Below are 24,844 nucleotides of genomic sequence, written 5' to 3'. Positions count from 1 at the left end.
GATAAGTTGCGCAAGGGTGCGAGTCCGATTGCTACTGTCAATAGCTATGAGCGAAGAAATGAACCCCGTCTCGCCGCGTTTGGTTAAGGTGCGCTACATCCGCCACCTGGGCTGGACGATTATCTTCGCTGCGGCGGCCGCAGCAGCAGGGTACTGGTGGACCCCGTGGTTTTACTGGGCGGCGGGGCTCTTCGCCGTCCTCTTTTTCTGGCTGCTCTGGCTCATCCCGGCCCAGGTGCGCCGCATGGGCTGGTGCGAAACCGACGATGAGCTGCTCATTACGCGCGGCAAGCTGTGGCATTCTTTCACCGTCGTTCCCTACGGCCGCATCCAGTTCGTGGACGTGACCGCCGGCCCCCTCGAGCGCGCCTTCGGGCTCAAGGAGCTGCAGCTGCACACCGCCTCCGCAACCACGGACGCCACGGTGAGGGGTTTGGACGCCCCGCTTGCCGATGCCCTCCGCACCCGCCTCACCCACCACGCCCGCGAACGGATGAGCGGGCTATGAGGTACCACCGCGTCCACCGCTTGACCCCGCTGCTGCGGCTGTGGTCGGTCATCCTGGCCGTCATCGCAGCATTTGCCTTAAACGTCAATATGGAGGCGCTGCGCGGAATCTTTGCCTTCGTTACCGGCGAACACAGCGCGTCAGACCTGCGCGATATTGGCCTCGCGCTGGCCGGGTTCATCGCAGTGTGCGCGGTGGTCTGGCTCGTCTCCGGCGTGTGGTGGCGCCAGATGGGCTACCAGCTGGGCGAGGAGGAACTCACCTTGCGCCGCGGGGTTATTTCGAAGCAGCAGCGCACGGCGCGCTATGACCGCACGCAGGCGGTAGACGTCGTCGAGCCCGTCATCGCCCGCCTCTTCCGGCTCGCGGCCGTGCGCGTGGAAACGGCCGGAGGGCAGTCGTCCGCCATCGAAATCGCCTTCCTGACAAAGCGCGATGCCGAGGCCCTGCGCGCCGAAATCCTCTCCCGCGTCCACGGTAAGCCGCGGGAGCGGCCAGCTGAGGAACGGCCGACTGAGGAGCAGTCGGCCGAAGAAGAGGACAACGTCCTCATCCCCGAAATCCCCATCGCGCGTTCCCTGGCCGCGGCCGCCTTGCACGCGTCCACGATCGTCCTGCTTGCGGCCCTCGTCTTCCTCGTGGTCACGCCGATGTCCCTGACCATCACGCTGCCCATCCTTTTGGCTACTGTCCCGCGCGCCTGGAACGTGATTGACTTCTCATGGCGCTATACCGCCAGTCTTGATGATGGCGTGCTCAATATCACCTACGGCCTAGCCGATCGCCGCCGCCAAAACATCCGCCTCGAGCGTATCCACGCCGTCCAGGTCACCCAGCCGTTCCTGTGGCGGCCCTTCGACTGGTACGAAACGCGCGTGTCGGTCGCCGGCTACGGTGGCACGGCCAGCGGCGAGGGATCGGGGTCGACGCGGATCGTGCCCGTCGGCAAGCGCGAGCAAGCCCGGCAATTCCTGCCCGCCGATGCCGCCCCGACCTACGCTTCGCCCGCGCGCGCCAAATGGGTCTCGCCCATCGATTACCGGCAGCAAACCGTCGCGCTGGCCGGCGACTACGTCATCGTGCGGGCCGGCCGCTTCAACCGCCTCGTCCAGGCCATCGAGCTGCGCCACATCCAGGAACTCACCCTGCGCCGCGGCCCGATTTCCCAGCTATTCGGCCTGGCCACGGTGGAGCTCGACCTCGTACAGGGGCCCGTCAAGATGGCGGCGCGCAACCTCGCGCTTGCCGATGCTCACGCGCTGCTTAACCGCCTGCGCTCCCGCGACCTGCCAGAACTTACACCGCTCCCTTAAAACCCAGCTGGCGCCAAGCCTCAAAGACCGCGGTTGATGCGGAGTTGGAGAGGTTCATCGAGCGCCTGGCCGGGACCATCGGAATGCGCACCTGATCGGTGATGCGCGGATGGTTGACATGCTCATCCGGCAGGCCGGTCGGCTCCGTGCCAAAGAGCAGCACGTCGCCCTCCTGGTACTCCACGTCCGTAAACCACTTATCCGTATGCGTGGTAAACGCGAAAACGCGCGCGCCGGGCAGCGCCTCCATGCACGCGTCGAAATCCTTATGAATCTGCACATCCGCCAGGTCGTGATAGTCCAGCCCGGCGCGCTTTAGGTGCTTATCGTCAAAGTTAAACCCCAGCGGCTCAATCAGGTGCAGGCTCGCGCCCGTTACCGCCGCGGTGCGAATGGCATTGCCGGTATTGGTGGGAATGACGGGATTATCAAAGACGATGTGCAGCTGGCTCATGCCTTCAGTCTAGGATGGGGGCTATGAGCGCTACCAAACTAGATGGCACCTTGTACCGTGACGAGATTTTTGCGGACCTCGCCGAGCGCGTGGCCGCCCTGAAGGATAAGGGTATAACCCCTGGCCTGGCCACCGTTCTGGTGGGTGAGGACCCAGGCTCCCAGTCCTATGTAAAGATGAAGCACCGCGATTGCGAAAAGCTGGGTATTAATTCCATTCGCAAGGACCTGCCGGCGGATATTTCGCAGGAGGAGCTCGAGGCGGTCATCGATGAGCTCAATGCAGATGACGCCTGCACCGGCTACATCGTCCAGCTCCCGCTGCCCAAGCACCTGGATGAAAACGCCATCCTCGAGCGCATTGATCCGGAAAAAGACGCCGATGGCCTCCACCCGGTCAACCTGGGCAAGCTCGTGTTAAACGAGGAAGCCCCGCTGCCGTGCACCCCGAATGGCTGCCTGCACCTGCTGCGCCGCTTCGGCGTGGAGCTGAACGGCGCCAAGACCGTCGTCATCGGCCGCGGCGTGACCGTCGGTCGCCCCATTGGCTTGATGCTGACCCGCCGCAGCGAGAACTCTACGGTCACCCTGTGCCACACCGGCACGAAGGACCTCGCCGCCGAAACCCGCAATGCCGATATCGTCATCGCCGCCGCCGGCCAGCCACACATGCTCACCGCGGACATGATTAAGGAAGGCGCCGCGCTTCTCGATGTCGGCGTGTCCCGCGTCGACGGCAAGCTCACCGGCGATATCGCCCCCGATTGCTGGGATAAGGCCGGATACGTCTCGCCCAATCCAGGCGGCGTCGGACCGCTCACGCGCGCCTTTTTGGTACGCAACATCGTTGAGCGCGCGGAAAAGCTGGCGTGAATTTAGACAATCCTCACGACGCGCACCTGGCACCGTCCCCGCTGCCTGCTTCCGTGCAGTGGGTGGCCATCGGGCTCTTCATCGCCGGGGTGGCTTTGTCCGGCGGCTACGCCATTTTCGAGTATTGGCGCAGGGCCACCTTCTTGCTCGGGCTCGCGCTGCTGTGGCTGACGGTGGTGCGCCTGACGTGTGATTCGAGCCGCGTCGGCGTGCTGGCGGTGCGATCGCGCCGCTTCGATGCCACGTTTACCGGCGTCATCGGCGCGCTGATGGCCTTTCTCGCCTACTCCGTGGACGCGCTGGGCAGCTAGTTATCCACAGGTGATTGTTTCAGTATCACCAATCTGCGGCGTGTCGCGTGCTTATCCACAGCCGCAGCACTCTTGGCCTCGCGCCCGCCGCTACCCGCGGTTTAGGCTCGGGGCCATGATTTCGGATTACCTCGCAGCAATCAACTCCCCGATGGCGCTCATCGGGGAGTGCGCTGGGCTATCCGAAGCCGAATTGATAGACCGCGGCTTCAGCGATAAAGAGGCCGCGGAATTCGCGCGCTTGGCGGATACGTATTTTGGCAGGACATCGTTTAGCGCAAAGCAGCGCGCCGCCCGTACCACCGCGCTCCCGCTCGATGCGCTGAAAATCATTGAGGTGCACGCGCAGAAGTTAAAGACCCAGCGCGCGGCGTGGGCCCTGCGCGAGGAGTTGTGCCGGCTCAACGTTTCTACCAGCGAGATAGAAAAGCGCGCCCGCCGCCGCGTCAAGGAGGAGCGCACACAGAAGCGCGCGGAGGGCGTACGGCTTACCCGCCGCACCGATGACCTGTGGACGCTGACCATCACCGCGGAATCGGACTTGGTGGCCGAGATTAATAACCACGTCTCCACCGTGGACGATGCGCGCCGGGTATTTGCAGAGGGTGCGGCTACCTCCACCATCACCACGAACGTGGTCCTCACGCTGGATGACATGGTGAAGGTCACTCACGGCGAGGACGAGGTCACCCTGCAGCTGACCAACGGCGCCACCATCACCGGTGCGCAGCTAGCGGAGCGCGCGCTTGCCGATGCCGGCCTCATCACCCTCATCCACCCCGTCACCGGCCCCGTGAACCTGTACCACACGCGCCGGCTGGCCACCTGGAAGCAGCGGCAGATGGCGATGGCGGAAAATCCGGTGTGCCCGTGGCCCGATTGTCATATTCCGGCCGATGAATGTCAGGTTCACCACCTGCAACCGTGGCTGCTCGGCGGCGAGACCAATGCTGAGAACCTGACCATCGCCTGCAAGTATCACAACGCCGTCAACGACGATGACCCGAATGCCCCGCCCCGTCGTGGGCGCTTAGAGCGCCGCCCGCACGAAGGTATCGTGTGGCGCCCGCCCTGGGCCCGATAAAAACATCGCCGAAGCCAGCGCAGTAAATGCTGCGCCGCTTCGGCGATCCTTGTATAAGTTTCCTTGCCACCCGGCATGCCGCGCGGACCCCGCGACGACAAGCCATGCGCCAAGGCATGCCAGCGCGATGGCCACCCGCGCGCTGCTCATACCCGTCGCGCCGAACCACCCACCACCGCCCGCCATCTGCGCGCTGCGTGTTTCAGCCTTGCCGGACCACTCGGCAACCGCAAGAAGTTGTGTCTGGGGTCGAGTGCGCCGTGCGCAGGTGGGGCTGGCTAGATGGCGTAGTCGATGGTGCTGTCCACGTCCAGCGGGTGCGGTTGGGACAGGGTGAGGAAGTTGCGCAGGATGCGGTCCATTTGGCGCGATTCCGTGAGGAAAGCATCGTGGCCAACGGGTGAGACTACTTTCGCCATGGCCAACAGGTTGCCTAGGTTGCGCGAGAGGTGTTCTTGCTGGTGATACGGATAAAGGATGTCCGTGTCGACGCCCACGACCATGGTTGGAACCTGCGAAGAACCGAGCGCGCGGTTCAGGCCGCCGCGGCCGCGGCCGATGTCGTGGCGGTTGAGGGCCTCGGTAAGCGTGACGTAGGAACCGGCATCGAAGTGATTCGCGAGCTTCGAGCCCTGGTAATCCAGGTACGAGTTCACAGCGAAGCGCTGGTCGTGGCGGCGATAGGGCCCCAGCGGTTCTTCGCCGGTTTGGGCCTGAACACCAAAGCGCTCATCGATTTCCTGCTCGCCGCGATACGTCAAGTGCGCGATGCGCCGCGCTGCCGCCAGGCCCTCGCGGGGGCGCTGAGAGGAGGAATAATAGTCGCCGCCGTGCCAAAAGGGATCGCGTTCAATCGCGGAAATCTGCGCCGACTGGATACCGATCTGCCACGCGGAGGCGCGCGCGGAGACGGCGATGACGCACGCGGCATCAACAGCCTCGGGATACATCAGCGTCCATTCCAAGGTGCGCGCGCCACCCATGGAACCGCCAATGATCGCATGCACGCGCGTTATCCCGAGCTCTTCCAGCGCCTTTTTCTCTGCGGCTACCAAATCGCGAATAGATAGCGCCGGAAAGCGGGATCCCCAACGGCGGCCATCCGCATGCGGGGAGGAGGGGCCGGTGGAGCCATTGCAGCCACCGAGTGCATTCATGGCGATTACGCACCACTTCGTCGTATCGAGCGCCTTGCCTGGGCCAATGAGATCGCACCACCACTCGGCCACATCGGCATTGCCGGTCAGCGCGTGTTCCACCAAGATGACGTTATTTCCGCCGTGCGGATCGCCGAGGAAATGGCCGAAGCGGTGGTAGGCGATGTGGGCATCGGAAAGCGTGGCGCCTGCTTCGGTGCGAAAATCGCCGATACTTATACAGCTCATGCCAGTGCGTTAAATCCCAGTTCGAGGTCAGCAATGATGTCGTCGATATCTTCAATGCCCACGGACAAACGGATGGTGGACTGCGCAATACCCGCCGCGGCCAGGGCGGCATCATCGGATTGCGAGTGCGTGGTGGTCGCCGGGTGAACCGCCAGCGAGCGGGTATCGCCGATATTGGCGAGGTTGGAGTGAAGTTTTAGGGCATCGATGAACGCCCATGCTTCCTCGCGCCCGCCGTCAATATCGAAGGACAGTACGGAGCCGGTATAGGAGTAGCCCAGCTTCTCCTTGACCTTCTTATACGGCGAGGAATCCAGGCCGGCGTAGTTGACCTTTGTTACCTTGGCGTGGCCTTCCAGGTACTCGGCCACGGCCTGGGCGTTGGCATTGTGCTTGTCGATGCGCAGCCCTACCGTCTCAATGCCATTGAGCGTCAGCCATGCATTGAACGGGGAAATGGCGGCGCCGGTATCGCGCAGCAGGCCGGCGCGGGCCTTGAGCGCGAAGGCGGGGGCGCCGAGGTCGGCGTATTTTAGGCCGTGGTAGGCCTCGTCCGGGGTGACGAAGTAGGGGAATACTGGCTTGCCGTCGCGTTCGACGGTCCAGTCGAAGGAGCCGCCGTCGATAATCGCGCCGCCCACGGCAGAACCGTTGCCGGTGTAGAACTTCGTGGTCGAAACCACAACGATGTCCGCGCCCAAGTCGAGCGGGCGGGCCAGCGCCGCAGTGGCGATGGTGTTATCCACGATGAGCGGGACCTGGTTAGTGTGGGCGACCTCGGCGATGGCTGGGATATCGAGGACATCGGCTACCGGGTTGCCAAAGGTCTCGCCGTAAAAGGCCTTGGTATTAGGCTGCACGGCGTCCTGCCAGGACTGGGGGTCATCCGGGTTCTCGACGAGGGTGACGTCGATGCCAAGCCGCTTGAGGGTGACGGTAAAGAGGGTGGAGGTGCCGCCGTAGAGGCGCGGGGAGGTAACGATGTGATCGCCTGCCGAGGCGAGGTTGAAAATGGCTGCGGTCTCTGCTGCCTGTCCAGAAGCAAAGGCCACGGCGGCCACGCCGCCTTCAAGGGAGGCCAAGCGCTCTTCCAGCGCATCCTGCGTTGGGTTGGTCAGGCGGGTGTAGATGGGGCCCGCATCGGAGAGGTTAAAGCGGTTGGCCGCGTGCTCGGCGTCATCAAAGACGTACGAGGTGGTTTGGTAAATCGGCACATTGCGGGAGTTGTGCGCGCCGTCGAGGTTTTGGCCTGCGTGGACGGAGCGGGTAGCGAAGGACCAGTCTGCGTTGGAGTTATCGTATTTCGTCGTCATGCCACGCAAGACTAGACCAAGCGGTATGTAACGTACAGCACCCCGCTGCGAAACCGCAGGATAGTCAGAGAATAAAAATAGACTAAGCGGTAAATTTTTCGCCTGGATTTAGCCGCTTATAGCCCTGTACTCCGGCTTTGGTGAGCATGGTGTCGAAGGCGGTGCGGCCGACATCGGAAAGCACGGCGTCATGGATGGGGATCGTGACCGCGGCGCCGACACGCTGGGCATAATCGGCGCCTTCCGCGGCCTTTACCCACGGCCCAGCGATGGGCAGGAGCAGCACGTTTGCGGGGTGATCGATGTACTGATCGCCTGGGTGGAGCAGGCCGCCCAAGTAGTAGCCCACGTTGGCCGGGCGCGGAATATTCGGGTGGATCGGTGCGTGTTGGCCGCCGAGTACCTCGATGTCGAGGCCGGCGACGGTGATGGTCTCGCCCGGTGAGACCGCGGTACCGCGCCCCAGCTGTTCGCAGGCTTCGGCGGGCGCCCAGAGTGGGGCATCGGGAAGCCGGTCCGGGTCTAGGTGATCTGCATGCGCATGGGTAATGAGCACCGCATCGGCGTCGGGGATGGTGGGCGTCATAGTGCCGGGATCGATGAGGATACGCCCGCCCGGCGCCGCAACGGCGACGCAGGCGTGGCCAAGCAAGCTAAATTCCATGCGCCCCAGCCTATCTACTGCGGGTCTTTCTCGTCCTTGCGGCGAAATAGGTACCAGAGCCCGAGGATCGCGCCGAAGAGCAGGATTGCCGAGGCGATAAAGACCATGGCGACCACCATCGTGCGGTGCGGATCGTTTAAGAAAATCATGCAAACGATGGCGGCGAGGAAGATCGCGGCGAATAACGTGATGAGCCAATTGCGCTTGGTGTGCTCTGCGAATGTCATGCATTAATTGTTACGGAAAAACCGGGGGTAAACAAGCTGGGTGGGCATTCTGGGGGCGGAACCCGGCTATATGGTGCACCGATTTTTCCAATAGTGACCGCGTGCGGGCCGTCTAATGAGGGTGAATGGGGGTAGGGGTCTTCCGTTCGACTATTTAACACCGCTTTATCCGTTCATAATGATGTATGTCGAACTCTCTACAACTGTGAAAAGGACACTTTATGGCCACCACCACGACTGGGGTTGAAGACCGGAAGAAACCGGTCCTCAAGGTGAGCAACGTGTGGGTGCAGGGCATCGCCCTCGTCATGATCTTTGGCTTTTTGGTCATGGGATTTTTGGCGTACCGCACCTATGACGCATCCATGCCGTTGCCGGAAAAGATTGTCTCCGAATCCACGGGCGAAACGGTCCTCACCAAGGACGAAATCACTAACGGCCAGGCGCTGTACCAAGCCCGCGGCCTGCAGCAATACGGTTCCGTGCTGGGGCACGGTGCCTACCTGGGCCCTGACTATACGGCGGAGTACCTGCGCCGCGCCCTCGACCATGCCCGCGAGGAAAACGACGCGAACGGTATCCCCGATTTCATTGATTCCTCCGCCACTCCCGAAGAGGCCGTGGTAGAAGAATTCCGCACCAACCGCTATGACGAAGAAACGGGCGTGCTGGAGTGGACCGATAACCAGATTTCGGCATTCGAGGCCAATAAGGACTACTACGCGCAGTACTTTGGCCCGGATTCCCACAACAGTGGCTTGCCGTCGGACTTTATTACCGATGAGCAAGGCATCAATAACCTCGTCGGTTTCTTCGGCTGGACCGCGTGGGCTTCGGCGGCAGAGCGTCCGGGCCACGACTATTCCTATACCAATAACTGGCCAGCGGAATCGCGCGTGGACAACGGTCCGACCGCGGATCTCGTGGTGTGGTCGGTGCTCTCGCTCATCGCGCTCATCGGCGGTACCGGCCTGATCTTTGCGATTTACGGCCGGTGGTCTAAGTCCATCGGTTGGCACTCAGAAGAGGCGCCGAACCTGGACTTTAAGCAGCCGGGTGAGGTCGGGCTGACCAAATCGCAGAAGGTGGTGGCCTGGTTCGTCCTGGTCATTGCGTTGCTGTTCTTGATCCAGGCGCTGCTGGGTGCGGCGAGCCAGCACTATCGCACGGAGCTAACCGGCTTCTTTGGCATCCCGCTGCAAGAAATCCTCCCCTATAACGTCTCGCGCACTTGGCACGTGCAGCTCTCCCTCCTGTGGACCGCCGGCGGGCTCTTGGCAGCCGGTATCTTCCTGGCCTCGTTCGTGGGTAAGAAGGAACCGAAGAAGCAGAATTGGCTCGTATGGTTCCTGCTCGGCGCCATCGCGGTCGTGGTCTTTGGCTCCATGGCCTTTGAATGGCTTTCCACCATGGGCTACATCGAAGAGGGCACGCTCTTTTCCCAGCAATGGGAATACCTGGACCTACCGCGCTTCTTCCAGGTGCTGCTGACCATCGGCATGTTCGTGTGGATTGGCATTATCTACCGCCAGCTGCGCGGCCGCCTGAAAAACGAGCACAAGTCCAATATGCCGTGGCTCTTCTTCTTCGCCGGCCTGGCCATCCCAGCGTTCTACGCGGTGGGCAACCTGGCGGGATCGGAAACCCACATCTCCGTCGCAGAGTTCTGGCGCTTCTGGGTGGTCCACCTGTGGGTCGAGGACTTCCTCGAGCTATTTACCACCGTCATGGTCGCCTACGTCTTCGTCCTGCTCGGCGTGGTCCGCGAAAAGATCGCCCTGGGCATCATCTTCTTGGACGTCATCCTCTATTCCACCGGTGGCGTGCTGGGCACGATGCACCACCTGTACTTCTCGGGCACCCCGGTCGAGCACATGGCCCTGGGCGCATTCTTCTCGGCCGCCGAGGTCGTGCCGCTGACCCTGTTGACCGTTGAGGCATGGACCTTCATGCAGCTGGGCTCCCGCCAGCGCGCCTCGGGCGAGCGCCCCTTCCCGCATCGCTGGGCAGTGATGTTCCTGGTCTCCGTCGGTTTCTGGAACTTCTTGGGCGCGGGCATCTTCGGCTTCCTCGTCAACCTGCCTATCGTTTCTTACTACGAAATCGGTACGGCGCTTACCGCCAACCACGCCCACGGCGCGATGATGGGCGTCTACGGATTCCTGGCCGTGGGCCTGTCGGTCTTTGCGCTGCGCTACCTCATCCCCAAGGACAAGTGGTCCGATAAGGCCATGGGCTGGGCTTTCTGGCTGCAAAACCTGGGCCTGTTGTGGATGGTGGTCATTTCGCTCCTGCCGCTGGGCATCATGCAGCTCTACGAATCCGTCGGATCGGGCTACGTGGAAGCGCGGTCGCTGGGCTATATCACCCAGCCCGGCAACTTCATTATGGAATGGCTGCGCCTGCCTGGCGATGTCATGTTCCTCCTCGGCGTCTTGCCCTTCCTCTGGATGGCGTTGCGCGGCGTGCTCTACAAGAAGGAAATCCCAACGGTGGAGGAGCACCCAACCAATCCGCTGTTTAGCATCATCACCCCAGATGAGGACGATCACGCGGGCGAGGTTCCTGTGGGTTCCTCGGTGGGGCTGGTTTCGGGCGGCAAGGGGCGCGTCGACAAGCGCAGCTCCACGGGCCGGCGCTACGGGTACATCGATGAGCGCGGTGCCTTCGTGGAGGAAGAAGATCCCGATGCCGAGCGCGGCGATTCCGCCACCGCGCCGCGCCAGGAATTTGACTCGCGCACCAAGTGGGGCGGTACCTACCGCTCGGATAAGAAGGACGACTAATGCCGGGTGCATTTACCGTACTATCCGCGTGCTACGGGCTCTTCCTGCTCGCAGTGGCCTGGGTATTCGACCTGCTGGCGCAACAAACCGCCAACCGCACCATGTCCAACCAATCCGGCACGTTCCGGTACTTGGAAGACCACGATGCTTGGCGATGCCCCGAAGATCACTGGCTCTGGCCCTCCAGCTTCGACCCGGAAAACCGCGTCATGCGCTACCGCGCGAACCCGACCGTGTGCAATACCTGCCCGGTCAAGCAACAGTGCACGGTCTCGCACCACGGACGGGAGGTCACGCGCCAATTGGACCCGTGGCCGCACTCGGATTCGGGGCGCTTCCACCGCGGCATTGCGCTGGCGGTGGCGGCGATGGGCTACCTGCTGCCGTTGGCCTCGCTGATTAGCCATCATTCGCCCGCGGAGGTGGCGTTGACGCTGGCCACGGTGCTCATCATTACCGGATTCGGCGTGTACCCGCTGGCCCGGCACCTGTGGAATACGCCCTCGAACGCGCCGCAGCTGGTGGTGCCGGAGATGGATAACCGCGAGGCGGAATTGGCGGCGCAGGTTGACCGCTATGGTTCGAAGTACGGAAAATCCACGCGCTATCGCTCGGTGCGTCAAGAACTGGAAGGGGAAGTCTAAGTGTCCGCTCCCGTATTCTGGCCGATCGTCATCGGCATCATCATCGCCCTCATCGGGGTATTTTTGTCCTACTCGCTCAAGGTGATTAAACAGTATGAGCGGGGCGTGACCTTCCGCTTTGGCCACCTGCGGCCGATGTTGGAGCCGGGGTTGCATTTCTTGCTGCCGGGCATCGATAAGCTGGAGCGCGTGGATTTGCGCGTGGTGACGCTGACGATTCCGCCGCAGGAAATCATCACCAAAGACAACGTGTCCGTGCGCGTGAATGCGGTGGTCATGTTCGAGGTCACCGATTCGAGCAAGGCGGTCCTCGAGGTCGAAAACTACGCCGTGGCCACCTCGCAGATTGCCCAGACCACCCTGCGTTCGCTCTTGGGGCGGGCGAGCCTCGATGACCTGTTGGCCCACCGCGAGGAGCTCAACGAGGACCTGGCGGCGATCATCAACGGCCAAACCGAACGGTGGGGAGTGCTCACCCGCATCGTGGAGATTAAGGACGTTGAGATCCCAGAGATGATGCAGCGCGCCCTGGCGCGCGAGGCGGAGGCGGAGCGCGAACGCCGCGCCAAGGTTATTTCGGCCCACGGTGAGCTGCAGTCCTCCCGCGAGCTGCGCGAGGCCGCAGAGGAGCTGGGCAAGGCTCCGGCGGCGCTGCAGCTGCGCTACCTACAAACGGTGCTGGAGCTTGGCGCGGACCAAAACTCCACCATCGTCTTCCCGCTGCCCATAGACATCATGGGCGGGTTCATGGAAAACCTGGGCACCTTTAATAAGGGCTTCAAGGAATTCAGCGAAAACTTTTCGCACGCGGTGAATACGGAAAAGCCTGCGGACTAACCATTTAAGAATGCGGCCTCTGCCCAGCGGAGGGGCCGTTTTTCTGTGCCTCTCGAAGTTGCGCGATGGCCTGCGAATTCTGCTTAATATCATTGGAATTGCGCGCGACCTGCACGATTAAATAAATGACACCGGCTATAAGTCCGATGAAGATAGCTAGCGGGATGAGCATGAGCAGAAGTTCGAGCGGGCCAAGCGTCATTCTTACGTCTTTCTGTGCGAGGGCATTTAAATTCAGGCTAACATTCGCGTTGCGCGGCGGCGACTGCGCTCAGGCTGCGGCGCAGGTCGTCATCGCTTAGGTGGCCAAAGCCTAAAACCACGCCGTCTTCGGCGTCCACGCCGCCCCAGTATCCGCGCAGCGGGGTCAGCTTGATGCCGCGGGCGGCGGCGCGCGGGACGATGGCCGGATCGCAGAGCAAAACCGCGTGCAGGCCGCCGTTGATGGGCAGCAGGCGCGCGCCGGGGAGAGTGCCCAGGGCGTCGGCCACGAGGTCGCGGCGGCGCTTATAGGTCCGGCGCATGCGGCCGGTGTGACGCCGTAGCGCCCCGCTGGCCAGGTAGTGGGCGAGCGCGGCCTGTGGGATGGTGCCAACCGGCTGGCCAAAGATGTCGCGCTGCTTGTCGATGCCCCCGCTCAGCCCATCCGGGACCACCACATAGCCGCAGGCGATGGACGGCGAAATCACGGTGGAAAAGGTTCCGAGCAATACGGTGCGCTCTGGGGCGAGCGCGGCGAGTGCTGGCAGCGGCTGACCCACGTAGCGTAGCTCGGAATCGAAATCATCCTCGATCAGTAAAGCGCCGTGCTGGCGGGCCCAGGCCACGAGTTCGGCGCGGCGTTCGGCCGGCAGCGATGCGCCATACGGATACTGGTGGCTTGGGGTCACGATGAGCGCGTCGAGGTCGGTATCGGGAACGGTAACGCCATCGGCATCGGTGGGCACGTTCACCAACTCATGACCGAGTGCCTGCGGGATGCGGCGCAGGCTGGGGTAGCCGGGCGATTCGACGCCGACGCGCAGCGCCGTACCGAGCGTGCGCAGCACTAAAGCGAGGCCATCGCGGGCACCGGCGGTGACGACGATGCGGCGCGGATCTACCCGCAGCCCGCGCATGTGGCGCAGGTGGTTGGCTATGTGGTGGGGGAGTGGAGGGGCATCGGAAAGCGGCTGGGCGGCGGCACCGCGCCATTCGGGGGTGATGATGCCGGCGGTATCGGGCAGGCCGGGCGTTAGTTCCAAAAGGTCGGGCGCGGGAGCGGGCTGCGGCGCGGGCTCGGGGCGCGGTGGCGGGCTGTGGGGCAGGCGGGGATTGATGACGGTGCCGGAACCAACCTCAGCGCTGAGGTAGCCCTCGGCGGTGAGCTGCTCATATGCGGTAACGACGCTGCCGCGGGAGACGCCGAGCTGGGTGGCCAGCGCGCGCGTGGAGGGGACGGGCTCGCCGGGCAGCAGGGCGCCGGAGGTGACATCGGCGCGCACGGCGGCGGCGATTTGGACCGGCAGGGCGCGCGTATCGGCGGGGTCGAGGCGCAGGGGCATAAACACAGTATAAGTGGTACAACCCAACACGCGGGAAATGGTTCTTTACTTGTACCACTTCGGCAGGGCAGTATAGAGCGCATGACCGAAAACATTGCGACCACGCGCGTGAAACGTGGACTAGCTGACATGCTCAAGGGCGGCGTCATCATGGACGTCGTGACCCCGGAACAGGCGCGCATCGCCGAGGATGCGGGCGCGAGCGCCGTCATGGCACTTGAGCGCGTGCCTGCCGATATCCGCGCCCAGGGCGGCGTGGCCCGCATGTCCGATCCGGAGCTTATCGAGGGCATCGTCGACGCCGTATCCATCCCCGTGATGGCAAAGGCGCGCATTGGCCACTTCGTCGAGGCGCAGATTCTGGGCGAGCTCGGCGTGGACTTCATCGACGAGTCCGAGGTGCTCAGCCCCGCCGATTACGTCAACCACATCAATAAGTGGGACTTCGATGTGCCATTCGTGTGCGGCGCCACCAACCTGGGCGAGGCCCTGCGCCGTATTACCGAGGGCGCGGCCATGATTCGATCCAAGGGCGAGGCCGGCACCGGCGATGTCTCCGAGGCCGTCAAGCACCTGCGCACCATTCGCGCGGAAATCGCCCGCCTGCAGCACCTCGATCGCGACGAGCTGTACGTCGCCGCTAAGGAACTCCAGGCACCGTACGACCTGGTCGCGGAGGTGGCGGAGACCGGCAAGCTGCCGGTCGTCCTCTTCGTGGCCGGCGGCGTGGCCACGCCTGCCGATGCCGCCCTCGTCCGCCAGATGGGCGCCGAAGGCGTCTTCGTGGGCTCCGGCATCTTCAAATCCGGTAACCCATCGGCGCGCGCGGAGGCCATCGTGAAGGCCGCCACGCTTTACGATGACCCCGCCGAGCTCGCCAAGCTCTCCCGCGGCCTGGGCGAGGCCATGGTCGGCATCAATGTCGGCGATGTGCCGGCACCGCACCGCCTAGCCGAGCGCGGCTGGTAATCGCGTGGTGATGCCACAAGAAGCTAGCGCCACGATCGGGGTGCTCGCGCTGCAAGGCGGCGTGGAAGAGCACTTGCGCATCCTCGAAGGCCTAGGGGCGGACACGCGCCGGGTGCGCGTGCCGCGCGACCTTGAGGGGCTGGATGGGCTGGTGATCCCGGGCGGGGAGTCGAGTGTCATCGACAAGCTCGCCCGCACCTTCGGCGTGGCAGGTCCGCTGCGCGCGGCCGTGGACCACGGCCTTCCCGTGCTCGCCACCTGCGCCGGGCTGATTTATTGCGCCCGCGAGCTGGATAACCCCTCGCCGGGCCAGCAGACCCTGGGGCTGCTCGATATCACCGTGCGGCGCAATGCCTTTGGCAACCAGCGCTTTTCCGCCGAGCGCACCGTGCCGGTTGTGGTCGGGGAAGAAACGCTGCCCATCGAGGCCAGCTTTATCCGCGCCCCGCTGGTCACCCGTGTGGGCGAGGGCGTGGAGGCCATCGCGACCGTGCCGCGCGACGGCGCGGAGGAAGCGGTCGTGGGCGTGCGCCACGGCGGCGTCACCGCTTTGAGCTTTCACCCGGAAGAAAATGATGAGGCGCGCGTGCACGCCGCCTGGCTGGACAGTATCCGCTAGGCGCCGGATAGGCCGCGGCGCTTGAGCAGCGGCGCGACGTCCTTATCGCGCCCGCGGAAGTCGCGGTAGGCCGCACCGAAATCGCGGGAGGCGCCGCGGGAGAGGATGAGGTCCCGGAACTTTTGTCCTGCGGCGTGCAGATCGCTTTGCTCCTTGAACCACTCAAAACCATCGGCATCGAGCGCCTCCGCCCACAGGTAGGAGTAGTAGCCCGCGGAGTAGCCGCCGGCGAAGATGTGGTTGAAGTACGTCGAGCGGTACCGCGGAGCGATGTGCGGGTTATCCAGGCCCACCGCGCGCAGGGCCTCCTCCTCGAATGCGTCCACGGCCTCCGGGGTGGCCTCCAGCGCTGCGGCGTCCTTGGCGCTGAGCGAATGCCACGCCAAATCGATAATGGAGGCCGCCAAGTACTCCGAGGTGGCAAAGCCCTGGCCAAATTCGGAGGCGGCGGTCACGGCATCGAGCAGCTCATCGGGGATCGGCTCGCCGGTATCGACGTGGCGCGCATACTGCTTGACCAGAGTCTTATCCAGCGCCCAGTTCTCATTGATCTGCGAGGGGAACTCCACCCAGTCGCGCGGGACGTTGGTGCCGGCGAAGGTGGGGTAGTGGACATCGGAAAGCAGCCCATGCAAGGCATGGCCGAATTCGTGGAAGAGGGTGTGCACCTCGTCCAGACTCAGCAGGGGCTGGGAACCATCGGCGGGCTTGGTAATGCCCAGCACGTTGACGATGACCGGCTTGCGTTCCAGCAGGCCCGATTGGCCCACGAACTGGCTCATCCACGCGCCACCGCGCTTGGTGGGGCGACCGAAGTAATCCGTGAGCAGCAGGCCGATTCCCTTATCTCTGTGTTCGCCCTTATCTCCGTGTTCGCCCTGTTCTTCGTGTTCGACATCCTTGTCGAACACCTCCCACACGCGCACGCCCTCGGCATAGCCCTCCAGGTCCTCGCGCGGGATAACGGTAATGCCGTACAGGCGCTCGGCGGCGGCGAATACGCCCTGGGTAAGGACGTTGTCTAGGGGGAAGTACTGGCGCAGCTCTTCCTCGTCGAGCGAGAAATCGCGGGCGCGGACCTTGGATTCCCAGTAGGGCCAGTCGGCGGCGTGGAAGTCTTGCTCGTTGAGCGTGGCTTCTTCGGCTAGCAGCTTGTGCTCGCCGGCGGCATTGGCCGCGGCCGCGGGAGCGAGGTCTGCGAGCATGTCGCGCGCGGCATCGGCGCTGCCAGCGGTTTCTTCCGCGATGACGTAATCAGCGTGGGAGGCATAGCCCAGCAGCTCGGCGCGCTCGGCGCGCAGCTGGACGGCCTCGATTAGCCCTGGAATGTTGTTCTCGGAGCCCCTGCTTGCCGATGCCGCATAGAGCTTCTTCCGCGCCCCCTCCTGCGCCAGGCGGGACTGCTCCGATTGCACGGTGGGCAGCTCGAGCGGGATGACGTAGCCTTCGCGGCCCAAGGCCTTGGCATCTGCCTTGGCCGAGGCGATGCGTTCCGGCGGCAGGCCCTCGAGCTCTTCCTCCGTGAACTCGACGGCGAGCTCGCGCGTGGAGGCCATGAGATTGCGGCCGAATTCCTCCGAGAGGGCGGAGAGGCGCTGGTTGATATCGGAGAGGCGGGCCTTGCCGGCGGCATCGAGATCCGCTCCCTGGCGTGCGAAGGTGCGCAGCAGGTGTTCGTGCAGGCGAGTACCCTCCTCGTCGCCGGCGGGCGGGGTGGCGTCCTTGATGCGCTGGTAGAGCTTTTCGTCCTGGTACATCGCATCGTAGTGGGCGGAAAGGCGCGGATAGATATCGGCGGCGATCTCTTCCATCTCATCGGTGACGTCCGTGCCAGAAAGATTGCCAAAGACCGACATCACGCGGTCGAGGTCTTGGCCGGATCGCTCGAGGGCCTCCACGGTGTTTTCCCAGGTGGGGGCGGCGGTGTTTTCGGTAATGGCGGTGAGCTCGGCGTCGTGGCGCGCGAGCGCTTCGTCGAAGGCGGGGCGGTAGTGCTCGACCTTAATCTCCGCAAACGGCGGGAGTTGGTAGGGCAACGATGAAGGGTGGAGTAATGGATTAGTCATAAATGACCAATGTACCCATTAACCTCACCCTCTGTGATGGCTTTCACTGAGAAGGCTAGCCCACCGGTACTAGCTCCGCGTCTTCATCCTTCTCCTTCTTCGACGGCGTGGTCTTTCGCTTTCCGGTATTCATCAAGATGATGTCTAGTACGAGGAATGCGGCAAGGGTAATGCCCAAAAGCGGCATAAATACACCGATAGTTGCGGCAAAGAGCGCGCCCAGGCCGGTGGTGGCCCAGGAGAAGTGCCGCTTGGAGCCAGGGGCAAATTGCGGCCGGCGCTTCCACCACATGTAGTAGCCCAGAACCACCATGGCGGCGATGGCGAGGCCGAGGGCGAACAGGGCAATCTGCAGCGGCAGGCCAAACATAATGCCCATGTGCAGGTAGATTCCCCAGCTGCTGAGCTTGCTAAATAGCGGCAGTTCGGAGAAAGGCAGGCGGTCGATGACCTCGCCGGTGGAACCGTCGACGGAAACCTCATCGGAGGTATAGCGCCACTCGACCCAGCGCTCGCTGACCTTCCACCCCGAGTCGGTGTCTTCCGGGGCGTACAGGCGTAGCGGGCCGGTTAGGCCTTCTGCGCGGCCGGTGGCATAGACGCGCTCGGCCTGCTCGGCGATGACCGCCGGCTCCGGTGCCTCGCCCGCAGCTTCCGCATCCCCACCGTGGGCGCCGTGGGCGCCGTGGCCTTCGTGCCCGGCGTGGGCATCGTGTGCGGCATCGGCGGAGGAATCGGTGGTAAGCGCGGTTTCTACCGGCGTGGCCTTCCAGTTCAACTTCTCCACCACGGAATTGACGTTCCCGCCGGCCAGCTGGGACCAGGTGATGCCGGTGGCAGACAGGCCAATGAGCCCGATGAAAATCCAAGCGCCCATCGTGGAGTGCAGGCGGGTGGCCTTCCAGCGCTTGGAGCGCTGCGGCTGGTTCTTCAGCGGTGCGGCAGCTTTCTTGGGCCGGCGGCGAATCCACCACATGTAAAGGCCACCGCAGGCTAGGACCCACAGCCAGGAGGCGGCTAGCTCGGAATAGAGCTCGCCCGGCTGGCCCAGGTGGAAGCTTTCATGCAGCGAGGAGATCCAGCGGCGCAGCGGCATTTCGCCCAGGCCAGAATAGGTGGGGTAGTCACCGATGACCTTGCCATCGGCCGGATTAATAAACACGGTGCGCTGCAGGCTCTCGTCGATGCCCGGATCCGCCACCAGCACGCGCGTGGAGTCCGTCGCCGATTCTGCCGGCCACACCTGGAAGACCGGCATATCCGGGTGCTCCTTTTGGGCAGCGCTGATTTGGTCCTCCAGGCTTACCGGGTGATCTACTTCCTCGACGGTCATGACGTCGTGGTAAGCAAACTTTTCCAGGGTGGGCGCCAGTGCATAGAGGCAGCCGGTCAATGCCGCGATCAGGATGAAGGGGCCGACGAACATGCCGCCGTAAAAGTGTATGCGTTGGATGAAGGAACGCAGAGTCGTCCGACTCATAAAATAGTTTCTTTCGTGCTTAGTGGTCAGTTGCATGGGTGCTGATATCAACTGCACTAATAGTCGGAACTTAGGCAACCCTGGTTCCCGGAAGGTGAAAAATTTTTTCAGTTGTGTGAAAACGAGGGGGGCGAAAACGGCGACACCGCGCGCCCTGCAAAGGGAACGCGCGGTGAAATCTAGCTGGTGAAGAAAGCTCTTACTTCTTCAGGCCATCGATGATCTCGTTGAACTGTGCGACGGGGCGCATGACAGCGGAGGTCTTCTCGTCGTTGGGCCAGTAGTAGCCGCCGAGGTCGGCGGGCTCACCCTGGGCATCGATAAGAGCCTGGGAGATTTCATCGGCCTTGCCGGAAAGCTCGGAGGCAACGTCCTTGAAGGCGGCCGCGAGATCGGCATCCTCGGTCTGGTTAGCCAGCTCCTCGGCCCAGAAGGTAGCCAGGAAGAAGTGGGAACCGCGGTTGTCGTTCTCGCCCACCTTGCGGGATGGGGACTTGCCCTCATTGAGCAGGCGCTCGGTGGCCTTGTCCAAGGTGGTGGCCAGCACGCCGGCCTTCTCGTTGCCGTTGGTCTGGTTCTCGTGGCGGAAGGACTCGGCCAGCGCCAGGAACTCACCGAGGGAGTCCCAGCGCAGGTGGTTTTCTTCCTGCACCTGCTGGACGTGCTTCGGGGCGGAGCCGCCGGCACCGGTCTCGAAGAGGCCGCCGCCTGCCATCAGCGGAACCACGGACAGCATCTTTGCGGAGGTGCCCAGCTCGAGGATGGGGAAGAGGTCCGTGTTGTAGTCACGCAGCACGTTACCGGTCACGGAGATGGTGTCCTCGCCGCGGCGGATGCGCTCGATGGAGGTCTTGGTAGCGGTGACCGGATCCTGGATCTCGATGTCCAAGCCCTCGGTGTCGTGGTCCTTGAGGTACTTTTCCACCAGGGACTGGATATTGCGGTCGTGGCCGCGCTCTGGGTCGAGCCAGAAGATGGTCTTCATGCCGGACAGGCGGGCACGGTTGACGGCGAGCTTGACCCAGTCCTGGATCGGCTCGTCCTTGGTCTGGCAAGCGCGCCAGATATCGCCGGCCTCGACGTCGTGCTCGATGAGCACCTCGCCCTTGGAGTTGCGGACCTCAACGGTGCCGGCTGCGGGCACCTTGAAGGTCTTATTGTGGGAGCCGTACTCCTCGGCCTTCTTGGCCATCAGGCCGACGTTCGGAACGGTACCCATGGTGGTGGGGTCGAAGGCGCCGTTTTCCTTGCAGTCCTCGATGACGGCCTGGTACACGCCGGCGTAGGAGGAGTCCGGGATGACGGCGAGGGTGTCCTGCTCCTCGTCGTTCTTATTCCACATGTGGCCGGAGGTGCGGATCATTGCCGGCATGGAGGCGTCAATGATGACATCGGAAGGCACGTGCAGGTTAGTGATGCCCTTGTGGGAGTTGACCATGGCGAGATCGGGGCCATCGGCAAGCGCGGTGTCGAAAGCAGCCTTGATCTCCTCGCCATTGTCGAGCTTGTCCAGGCCCTCCAGGATGGAGCCCAAGCCGTTCTCGCCGTTCAGGCCGGCGGAGATGAGCTCATCGCCGTACTTATCAAAGACATCGGCGAAGTAGGTGCGTACCACGTGGCCGAAGAGGATGGGGTCAGAGACCTTCATCATGGTGGCCTTCAGGTGGGTGGAAAAGAGCACGCCCTCTTCCTTGGCGCGCTTGACCTGCTGGAGCAGGAACTCATCGAGGGCCTTGGCGGACATGAAGGTGCCGTCAATGACCTCGTCCTTAAGAACCGGCAGTTCCGGCAGCAGGGTCTGCTCGCCGTCGGCGGTCTTCAGCACGATGGACAGGGTGTCTTCCTCAGGGATGATGACGGACTTCTCGTTGTGGCGGAAGTCGTTATCGTCCATGGTGGCGACGTTGGTCTTGGAATCCTTGGACCATTCACCCATGCGGTGCGGGTGCTTCTTAACAAAGTTCTTTACGGCCTCCGGCGCGCGGCGGTCGGAATTGCCCTCACGCAGGACAGGGTTAACGGCGGAGCCCTTGACGGAATCGTAGCGGGCCGCGATGTCCTTTTCCTCGTCGGTGGACGGGTTATCCGGGTAATCAGGCAGATCGTAGCCGGCGGCTTGCAGCTCGGCGATGGCCTTCTTCAGCTGCACCAGGGAAGCCGAGATATTCGGCAGCTTGATGATATTAGCCTCTGGGGTCTTGGCCATCTTGCCCAGCTCAGCCAGGGCGTCTTCCACCTTCTGCTCCTCGGTGAGGCGCTCCGGGAACTGCGCGGCGATGCGGGCAGCTAGGGAAATATCGCGGGTTTCTACGTCAATGCCCGCGGTGGAAGCGAAGGCCTCCACGATGGGCTTGAGGGAGTAGGTCGCCAGAAGCGGCGCCTCATCGGTACGGGTCCACGTAATCTTAGCCATGATTCTCCTATTAAATGTGGGAAAATTTCTTCAGGTGACCAGATTACCGATTTTGTCCGCTCCATGTGGAGCGCTCGGTACATTCTGGGGCTGGGTGGCATCGGTCACGGGGCCATGCGCTGGGTAAATCTCTTCACCTGTCCACGCCCTGAACATGCTTTATGCGCAGGTGGGGTGTATCGTCGCCCCTCGTGAAAATTATCGATCAGTTAAGCCCGCGCAGCGCCCATGAACACCGCATTCACCGTCGGCCTTTGCCCCGCCAGACGGAGATTTCTACTGCGCGCCGCACCATCGTCATGGTGGCGATGGCCCTTGGTGCGTTTGCTATCGGTACTACCGAGTTCGTCTCGATGGGCCTGCTGCCGCTGATCGCGGAGGATTTCGGGGTTTCTGAAGATACCGCCTCCACGCTGATTACTACCTACGCGCTCGGCGTGGTGGTCGGCGCGCCGCTGATTGCGGCGTTTACCGGCAAGCTCCCGCGCCGCCGCCTCATCCTCTTGCTCATCGGCTTTTTGGTGGTGGGCAACCTGCTCTCGGTCCTCGCGCCGAATTACTGGGTGCTCATGGTGGCACGCTTCATCGCCGGCATGCCCCACGGTGCGTATTTCTCCGTGGCCAACCTGTCTGCGGCATCGATGGCCCCTCCCGGCGGGCGCGGCAAGGCCATGGCTTTTGTGGGCATGGGCCTTGCCATCGCCACGGTCATCGGCGTGCCCGCGGCACAGGCCTTGGGTTCCGCGCTGGGCTGGCACGCGGCCTACCTGGTGGTCGTGGTCATCGGCCTTATTACCGCCGTGGCCCTGTTCTTCCTCATGCCGCACATGACGGAGATGAAACAGACCGATATCCGCACCGAGTTCGGCGCCTTTAAAAACAGCCAGGTGTGGCTCACCGTCATCATGGGCGTGGTGGGTTTCGGCGGCATGTTCTCCGTCTACACGTATATTTCCTGGACCATGACCGAGGTCGCGGGCCTGAGCGATAGATTGATTTGGGTCGTGCTCATGGCCTACGGCATTGGCATGACGATTGGCAATGCCTTTGGCGGCTGGTTGGCGGACCGCAACCTCGAATTCGGGATCATTTTCGCCTTGGCCAGCCTGATCATCATCCTCACGGCCTTCTACTTCCTGTCCAGCCACGCCATCCCGGCCACCATTTGCTTTGGCATGGTGGCGTTTATGGGCTCCACGCTGGTGCCATCCCTGCAGCTACGCTTGGTCCACGTGGCGGGCGATGCCCAAACCTTATCCGCAGCGCTCAACCAGTCCGCGCTCAATATCGCGAACGCGGCCGGTGCGACCATCGGCGGCATCGTCGTCGGCGCGGGCTTGGGTTACTCTGCTCCGGCGCTGGCGGGCGCCGGCTTGGCGGCCGCGGGTTGCGTTGTGTGGGCGATAACAATGTGGGATAAAAAACGCCTTGCCAATCGCGGCTAGAACTACCACCGCACACGCCTATATTCTGGAGCACCATGAGCCTTACCATCGCTAGCGTCAACGTCAACGGAATCCGCGCCGCGTGCAAGCAGCGCAATGAGAATAACCCCGGCATGAATGCCTGGTTGGAACAGACCCCGGCCGATATCGTGCTGATGCAAGAGGTCCGCGCCACCCCGGACCAAGCCAGAAAGGCCCTGGCACCAGCCCTGGAGGCGGGCTGGCACTTGGAGCTTGCCGATGCCGCCGCCAAGGGCCGCGCCGGAGTAGGCATCCTCTCTCGTACGCCGCTTGCCGATGTCGAAATCGGTTTCGGTTCCTTCACCGACGCCGGCCGCTGGATTGCTGCTACCACCCGCGATATCCGCGTGGCCTCGCTGTACCTGCCCTCCGGCGATACCGATTCGCCGAAGCTGGATGAAAAATACCGCTTCTTGGATGAATTCGATTCCGTGCTGGCAGAAAACGCCGATAAAGAGATGGTCATCGGCGGCGACTGGAATATCTGCCACCGCGCCCAGGATTTGAAGAATAATAAGGCCAACGAGAAGAAAGCCGGCCACCTGCCGGAAGAGCGCGCCTTTATGGATCATGTTTTCGGCAGCTTTCCGGATGAGGCGCCGCAGGAGAAAAAGAACTTGGGTGAGTGGCTCGGCGTCGTGGACTACGCGGGCACCACGCCGTGGGAGCCGTCCACCGCGCCGCAGTGGTTCGACGTGGCGCGTCGGCTCCACCCAGAGGCCGATGGACCCTATACCTGGTGGACCTACCGCGGCCAGGCCTTCAATAACGATGCGGGCTGGCGCATCGACTACCAGGCCGCTACCCAGCCGCTGCTCGATCGCGCGCAGCGCACCTGGGTGGATAAGGCCCCGACCGTGGAGCAGCGCTGGTCCGATCACTCGCCGCTCCTGGTGGAATACGCCTGATGTCGCCGCTATTTAGCGTCCTGTACGTCATTGGTATTACCGCCGAGTCCATGACCGCTGCGCTATCGGCCGGACGGCAGAAGCTCGATCTCTTCGGCGTGACGATGATCGCCTCCATCACGGCGCTAGGCGGCGGCACCGTCCGCGATATCGTGCTCGCGGATCCGCCGCTGACCTGGGTGGAGCACCCCATCTATCTGGTCATCGTCATCGCCGCCGCCATCGTCACGGTGGGCATGTCCTTCCTCATGCACTATTTCCGCCACCTCTTCCTCATCCTCGATGCCTTGGGGCTGGCGGTCTTTTCCGTGCTGGGCACCCAGATTGCCGCGCACTTGGGCTACGGCTTCATCATCGCCTCGGTATCCGCGGTCATCTCCGGCGTCTTCGGCGGCGTGTTGCGTGATCTGCTCTCAGACCGCATTCCGCTGGTATTTTCTGGCGAATTTTATGCGGCGATCTCGATCCTCGCGGCCGGACTCTACATGATTCTCCTGCGCGCCGGGCTATCGGAGGAACCCACGGCGATCATTACCGCCTTGGTCTGCTTCGCTGCGCGCCTTGCGGCTATCTACTTCAAGACGGGCCTGCCCGTCTTTGAATACCGCGATGGTGAGCAACAGATGGATCCGCGCCTGCGGCTATCGGCGCGCATCGTGCGCGATGGCGCCCGCCGTGCAAAGCGGAAGGCGGGCGCGGCCACCCGCTACGCCAGCCCGATTACCCGGCCGCTGGGCCGCAGCAAGCGCAACGCAAGCGATTTTTCCTCCCCGCTCAGCCTCGAGGATCTAAATAGCAACCGGATTGCACGGCCGACCGCCCGCTCATCCATTACCCGCCCCAGCGGCAAGCACTCACCTGGGGCGAGAGGAGTGGATGCGCAGCAGCAATGGACCTTCAACAAGGAGGATGTGGGCAGGCAAAGGACCCCCAAGCACAAGCAGTAGTGCTAGTATAAACACGTTAAAAATTTCGAAATCT

The 24,844-nt window shown here is 63.1% G+C and carries 22 protein-coding genes; 13 read left to right on the top strand and 9 right to left on the bottom strand.

All coding sequences use genetic code 11. The features are described 5' to 3' along the window. The first annotated feature begins 46 nt into the window (after positions 1–46). Both ABRP86_RS02885 and ABRP86_RS02880 read left to right on the top strand, forming a co-directional pair. Complete coding sequence (locus tag ABRP86_RS02885) at positions 47–508, top strand: PH domain-containing protein (protein WP_349862376.1); 462 nt, start codon at positions 47–49, stop codon at positions 506–508. Next, positions 505–1,821 (top strand): PH domain-containing protein, encoded by a 1,317-nt coding sequence (locus ABRP86_RS02880; protein ID WP_349862374.1) that lies wholly within the window; start codon positions 505–507, stop codon positions 1,819–1,821. Before ABRP86_RS02885 ends, ABRP86_RS02880 begins: the two co-directional genes overlap by 4 nt. Here ABRP86_RS02880 and ABRP86_RS02875 read toward each other — a convergent pair. Beyond that, a complete protein-coding gene (locus ABRP86_RS02875) occupies positions 1,805–2,275 on the bottom strand; it encodes a tRNA (cytidine(34)-2'-O)-methyltransferase (protein WP_298693445.1) in 471 nt (156 codons plus the stop codon). The genes ABRP86_RS02880 and ABRP86_RS02875 overlap by 17 nt on opposite strands. Before the next feature lie 23 nt (positions 2,276–2,298). On the opposite strand from ABRP86_RS02875, the gene ABRP86_RS02870 reads away from it, so the two are divergent. The 3 genes from ABRP86_RS02870 (at position 2,299) to ABRP86_RS02860 (ending at position 4,542) form a co-directional block, all read left to right on the top strand. Beyond that, positions 2,299–3,147 (top strand): bifunctional methylenetetrahydrofolate dehydrogenase/methenyltetrahydrofolate cyclohydrolase, encoded by an 849-nt coding sequence (locus ABRP86_RS02870; protein ID WP_278722798.1) that lies wholly within the window; start codon positions 2,299–2,301, stop codon positions 3,145–3,147. Then, positions 3,144–3,458, top strand: coding sequence for a DUF3017 domain-containing protein (locus ABRP86_RS02865; RefSeq protein ID WP_023030162.1), 315 nt, complete (start codon positions 3,144–3,146; stop codon positions 3,456–3,458). The genes ABRP86_RS02870 and ABRP86_RS02865 overlap by 4 nt, the downstream gene beginning before the upstream one ends. Before the next feature lie 115 nt (positions 3,459–3,573). Beyond that, positions 3,574–4,542, top strand: coding sequence for an HNH endonuclease signature motif containing protein (locus ABRP86_RS02860; protein ID WP_284630445.1), 969 nt, complete (start codon positions 3,574–3,576; stop codon positions 4,540–4,542). A gap of 278 nt (positions 4,543–4,820) precedes the next feature. On the opposite strand, the gene metX is transcribed toward ABRP86_RS02860, so the two are convergent. The 4 genes from metX to ABRP86_RS02840 form a co-directional block, all read right to left on the bottom strand. Further along, entirely contained in the window at positions 4,821–5,927 is a 1,107-nt protein-coding gene (metX, locus tag ABRP86_RS02855; RefSeq protein WP_349862371.1) for a homoserine O-acetyltransferase MetX, read from the bottom strand. Continuing rightward, on the bottom strand, positions 5,924–7,240 hold the full coding sequence (locus ABRP86_RS02850) for an O-acetylhomoserine/O-acetylserine sulfhydrylase (protein WP_278722795.1): 1,317 nt from the start codon (positions 7,238–7,240) through the stop codon (positions 5,924–5,926). Before ABRP86_RS02850 ends, metX begins: the two co-directional genes overlap by 4 nt. Before the next feature lie 82 nt (positions 7,241–7,322). Next, on the bottom strand, positions 7,323–7,904 hold the full coding sequence (locus ABRP86_RS02845; protein ID WP_349862369.1) for an MBL fold metallo-hydrolase: 582 nt from the start codon (positions 7,902–7,904) through the stop codon (positions 7,323–7,325). Between the two features lie 14 nt (positions 7,905–7,918). Then, entirely contained in the window at positions 7,919–8,131 is a 213-nt protein-coding gene (locus ABRP86_RS02840) for a hypothetical protein (protein ID WP_349852191.1), read from the bottom strand. A gap of 221 nt (positions 8,132–8,352) precedes the next feature. On the opposite strand from ABRP86_RS02840, the gene ABRP86_RS02835 reads away from it, so the two are divergent. The 3 genes from ABRP86_RS02835 to ABRP86_RS02825 are packed head-to-tail and all read left to right on the top strand — an operon-like array spanning position 8,353 to position 12,398. Continuing rightward, complete coding sequence (locus tag ABRP86_RS02835) at positions 8,353–10,917, top strand: nitric-oxide reductase large subunit (RefSeq protein WP_349862367.1); 2,565 nt, start codon at positions 8,353–8,355, stop codon at positions 10,915–10,917. Continuing rightward, positions 10,917–11,561: a hypothetical protein gene (locus tag ABRP86_RS02830; protein WP_349862366.1), complete on the top strand. Its 645-nt coding sequence runs from the start codon at positions 10,917–10,919 to the stop codon at positions 11,559–11,561. Before ABRP86_RS02835 ends, ABRP86_RS02830 begins: the two co-directional genes overlap by 1 nt. Then, positions 11,562–12,398, top strand: a complete 837-nt coding sequence (locus tag ABRP86_RS02825) for a slipin family protein (protein WP_023016814.1) — start codon at positions 11,562–11,564, stop codon at positions 12,396–12,398. A 239-nt stretch (positions 12,399–12,637) separates the two neighbouring features. On the opposite strand, the gene pdxR is transcribed toward ABRP86_RS02825, so the two are convergent. After that, positions 12,638–13,942 carry a MocR-like pyridoxine biosynthesis transcription factor PdxR gene (gene pdxR, locus ABRP86_RS02820; protein WP_349862364.1) on the bottom strand — a complete coding sequence of 435 codons (1,305 nt, stop codon included), beginning with the start codon at positions 13,940–13,942 and terminating at the stop codon, positions 12,638–12,640. An 81-nt stretch (positions 13,943–14,023) separates the two neighbouring features. Here pdxR and pdxS point away from each other — a divergent pair, with 81 nt between their 5' ends. After that, positions 14,024–14,911 (top strand): pyridoxal 5'-phosphate synthase lyase subunit PdxS, encoded by an 888-nt coding sequence (gene pdxS, locus ABRP86_RS02815; protein ID WP_126318381.1) that lies wholly within the window; start codon positions 14,024–14,026, stop codon positions 14,909–14,911. A 10-nt stretch (positions 14,912–14,921) separates the two neighbouring features. Next, positions 14,922–15,530 (top strand): pyridoxal 5'-phosphate synthase glutaminase subunit PdxT, encoded by a 609-nt coding sequence (gene pdxT / locus ABRP86_RS02810; protein WP_349852177.1) that lies wholly within the window; start codon positions 14,922–14,924, stop codon positions 15,528–15,530. On the opposite strand, the gene ABRP86_RS02805 is transcribed toward pdxT, so the two are convergent. From ABRP86_RS02805 to ABRP86_RS02795, 3 genes are all read right to left on the bottom strand, one after another. Beyond that, positions 15,527–17,596, bottom strand: a complete 2,070-nt coding sequence (locus ABRP86_RS02805) for a M3 family metallopeptidase (protein ID WP_349862362.1) — start codon at positions 17,594–17,596, stop codon at positions 15,527–15,529. The two genes, pdxT and ABRP86_RS02805, sit on opposite strands and share 4 nt — an antisense overlap. A 55-nt stretch (positions 17,597–17,651) precedes the next feature. Next, positions 17,652–19,076: a PepSY-associated TM helix domain-containing protein gene (locus ABRP86_RS02800; RefSeq protein ID WP_349862361.1), complete on the bottom strand. Its 1,425-nt coding sequence runs from the start codon at positions 19,074–19,076 to the stop codon at positions 17,652–17,654. Between the two features lie 199 nt (positions 19,077–19,275). Next, positions 19,276–21,489 carry an NADP-dependent isocitrate dehydrogenase gene (locus ABRP86_RS02795; RefSeq protein WP_349862359.1) on the bottom strand — a complete coding sequence of 738 codons (2,214 nt, stop codon included), beginning with the start codon at positions 21,487–21,489 and terminating at the stop codon, positions 19,276–19,278. Positions 21,490–21,680: 191 nt separating this feature from the next. Here ABRP86_RS02795 and ABRP86_RS02790 point away from each other — a divergent pair, with 191 nt between their 5' ends. Genes ABRP86_RS02790 through ABRP86_RS02780 form a run of 3 tightly spaced genes read left to right on the top strand, consistent with a single transcriptional unit; the run spans position 21,681 to position 24,810 of the window. Then, positions 21,681–22,934: an MFS transporter gene (locus ABRP86_RS02790; RefSeq protein ID WP_284771950.1), complete on the top strand. Its 1,254-nt coding sequence runs from the start codon at positions 21,681–21,683 to the stop codon at positions 22,932–22,934. Between the two features lie 35 nt (positions 22,935–22,969). After that, complete coding sequence (locus ABRP86_RS02785) at positions 22,970–23,863, top strand: exodeoxyribonuclease III (protein ID WP_349862357.1); 894 nt, start codon at positions 22,970–22,972, stop codon at positions 23,861–23,863. After that, entirely contained in the window at positions 23,863–24,810 is a 948-nt protein-coding gene (locus ABRP86_RS02780) for a trimeric intracellular cation channel family protein (protein WP_349862355.1), read from the top strand. The genes ABRP86_RS02785 and ABRP86_RS02780 overlap by 1 nt, the downstream gene beginning before the upstream one ends. Positions 24,811–24,844 lie beyond the last annotated feature (34 nt).

The sequence above is a fragment of the Corynebacterium sp. KPL3927 genome (genome assembly GCF_040225835.1).
In the GTDB taxonomy this organism is placed as follows: domain Bacteria; phylum Actinomycetota; class Actinomycetes; order Mycobacteriales; family Mycobacteriaceae; genus Corynebacterium.
This window is presented reverse-complemented; position numbering and strand designations above follow the sequence as displayed.

What these genes read in the sequence shown, in the direction of transcription:
- metX (WP_349862371.1), bottom strand. Translation starts at nt 5,927, where the DNA reads ATGAGCTGTATAAGTATCGGCGATTTTCGCACCGAAGCAGGCGCCACG.
- pdxS (WP_126318381.1), top strand. Translation starts at nt 14,024, where the DNA reads ATGACCGAAAACATTGCGACCACGCGCGTGAAACGTGGACTAGCTGAC.
- ABRP86_RS02840 (WP_349852191.1), bottom strand. Translation starts at nt 8,131, where the DNA reads ATGACATTCGCAGAGCACACCAAGCGCAATTGGCTCATCACGTTATTC.
- pdxR (WP_349862364.1), bottom strand. Translation starts at nt 13,942, where the DNA reads ATGCCCCTGCGCCTCGACCCCGCCGATACGCGCGCCCTGCCGGTCCAA.
- ABRP86_RS02805 (WP_349862362.1), bottom strand. Translation starts at nt 17,596, where the DNA reads ATGACTAATCCATTACTCCACCCTTCATCGTTGCCCTACCAACTCCCG.
- ABRP86_RS02880 (WP_349862374.1), top strand. Translation starts at nt 505, where the DNA reads ATGAGGTACCACCGCGTCCACCGCTTGACCCCGCTGCTGCGGCTGTGG.
- ABRP86_RS02860 (WP_284630445.1), top strand. Translation starts at nt 3,574, where the DNA reads ATGATTTCGGATTACCTCGCAGCAATCAACTCCCCGATGGCGCTCATC.
- ABRP86_RS02850 (WP_278722795.1), bottom strand. Translation starts at nt 7,240, where the DNA reads ATGACGACGAAATACGATAACTCCAACGCAGACTGGTCCTTCGCTACC.
- ABRP86_RS02845 (WP_349862369.1), bottom strand. Translation starts at nt 7,904, where the DNA reads ATGGAATTTAGCTTGCTTGGCCACGCCTGCGTCGCCGTTGCGGCGCCG.
- ABRP86_RS02800 (WP_349862361.1), bottom strand. Translation starts at nt 19,076, where the DNA reads ATGAGTCGGACGACTCTGCGTTCCTTCATCCAACGCATACACTTTTAC.
- ABRP86_RS02835 (WP_349862367.1), top strand. Translation starts at nt 8,353, where the DNA reads ATGGCCACCACCACGACTGGGGTTGAAGACCGGAAGAAACCGGTCCTC.
- ABRP86_RS02785 (WP_349862357.1), top strand. Translation starts at nt 22,970, where the DNA reads ATGAGCCTTACCATCGCTAGCGTCAACGTCAACGGAATCCGCGCCGCG.
- pdxT (WP_349852177.1), top strand. Translation starts at nt 14,922, where the DNA reads ATGCCACAAGAAGCTAGCGCCACGATCGGGGTGCTCGCGCTGCAAGGC.
- ABRP86_RS02870 (WP_278722798.1), top strand. Translation starts at nt 2,299, where the DNA reads ATGAGCGCTACCAAACTAGATGGCACCTTGTACCGTGACGAGATTTTT.
- ABRP86_RS02830 (WP_349862366.1), top strand. Translation starts at nt 10,917, where the DNA reads ATGCCGGGTGCATTTACCGTACTATCCGCGTGCTACGGGCTCTTCCTG.
- ABRP86_RS02875 (WP_298693445.1), bottom strand. Translation starts at nt 2,275, where the DNA reads ATGAGCCAGCTGCACATCGTCTTTGATAATCCCGTCATTCCCACCAAT.
- ABRP86_RS02780 (WP_349862355.1), top strand. Translation starts at nt 23,863, where the DNA reads ATGTCGCCGCTATTTAGCGTCCTGTACGTCATTGGTATTACCGCCGAG.
- ABRP86_RS02795 (WP_349862359.1), bottom strand. Translation starts at nt 21,489, where the DNA reads ATGGCTAAGATTACGTGGACCCGTACCGATGAGGCGCCGCTTCTGGCG.
- ABRP86_RS02885 (WP_349862376.1), top strand. Translation starts at nt 47, where the DNA reads ATGAGCGAAGAAATGAACCCCGTCTCGCCGCGTTTGGTTAAGGTGCGC.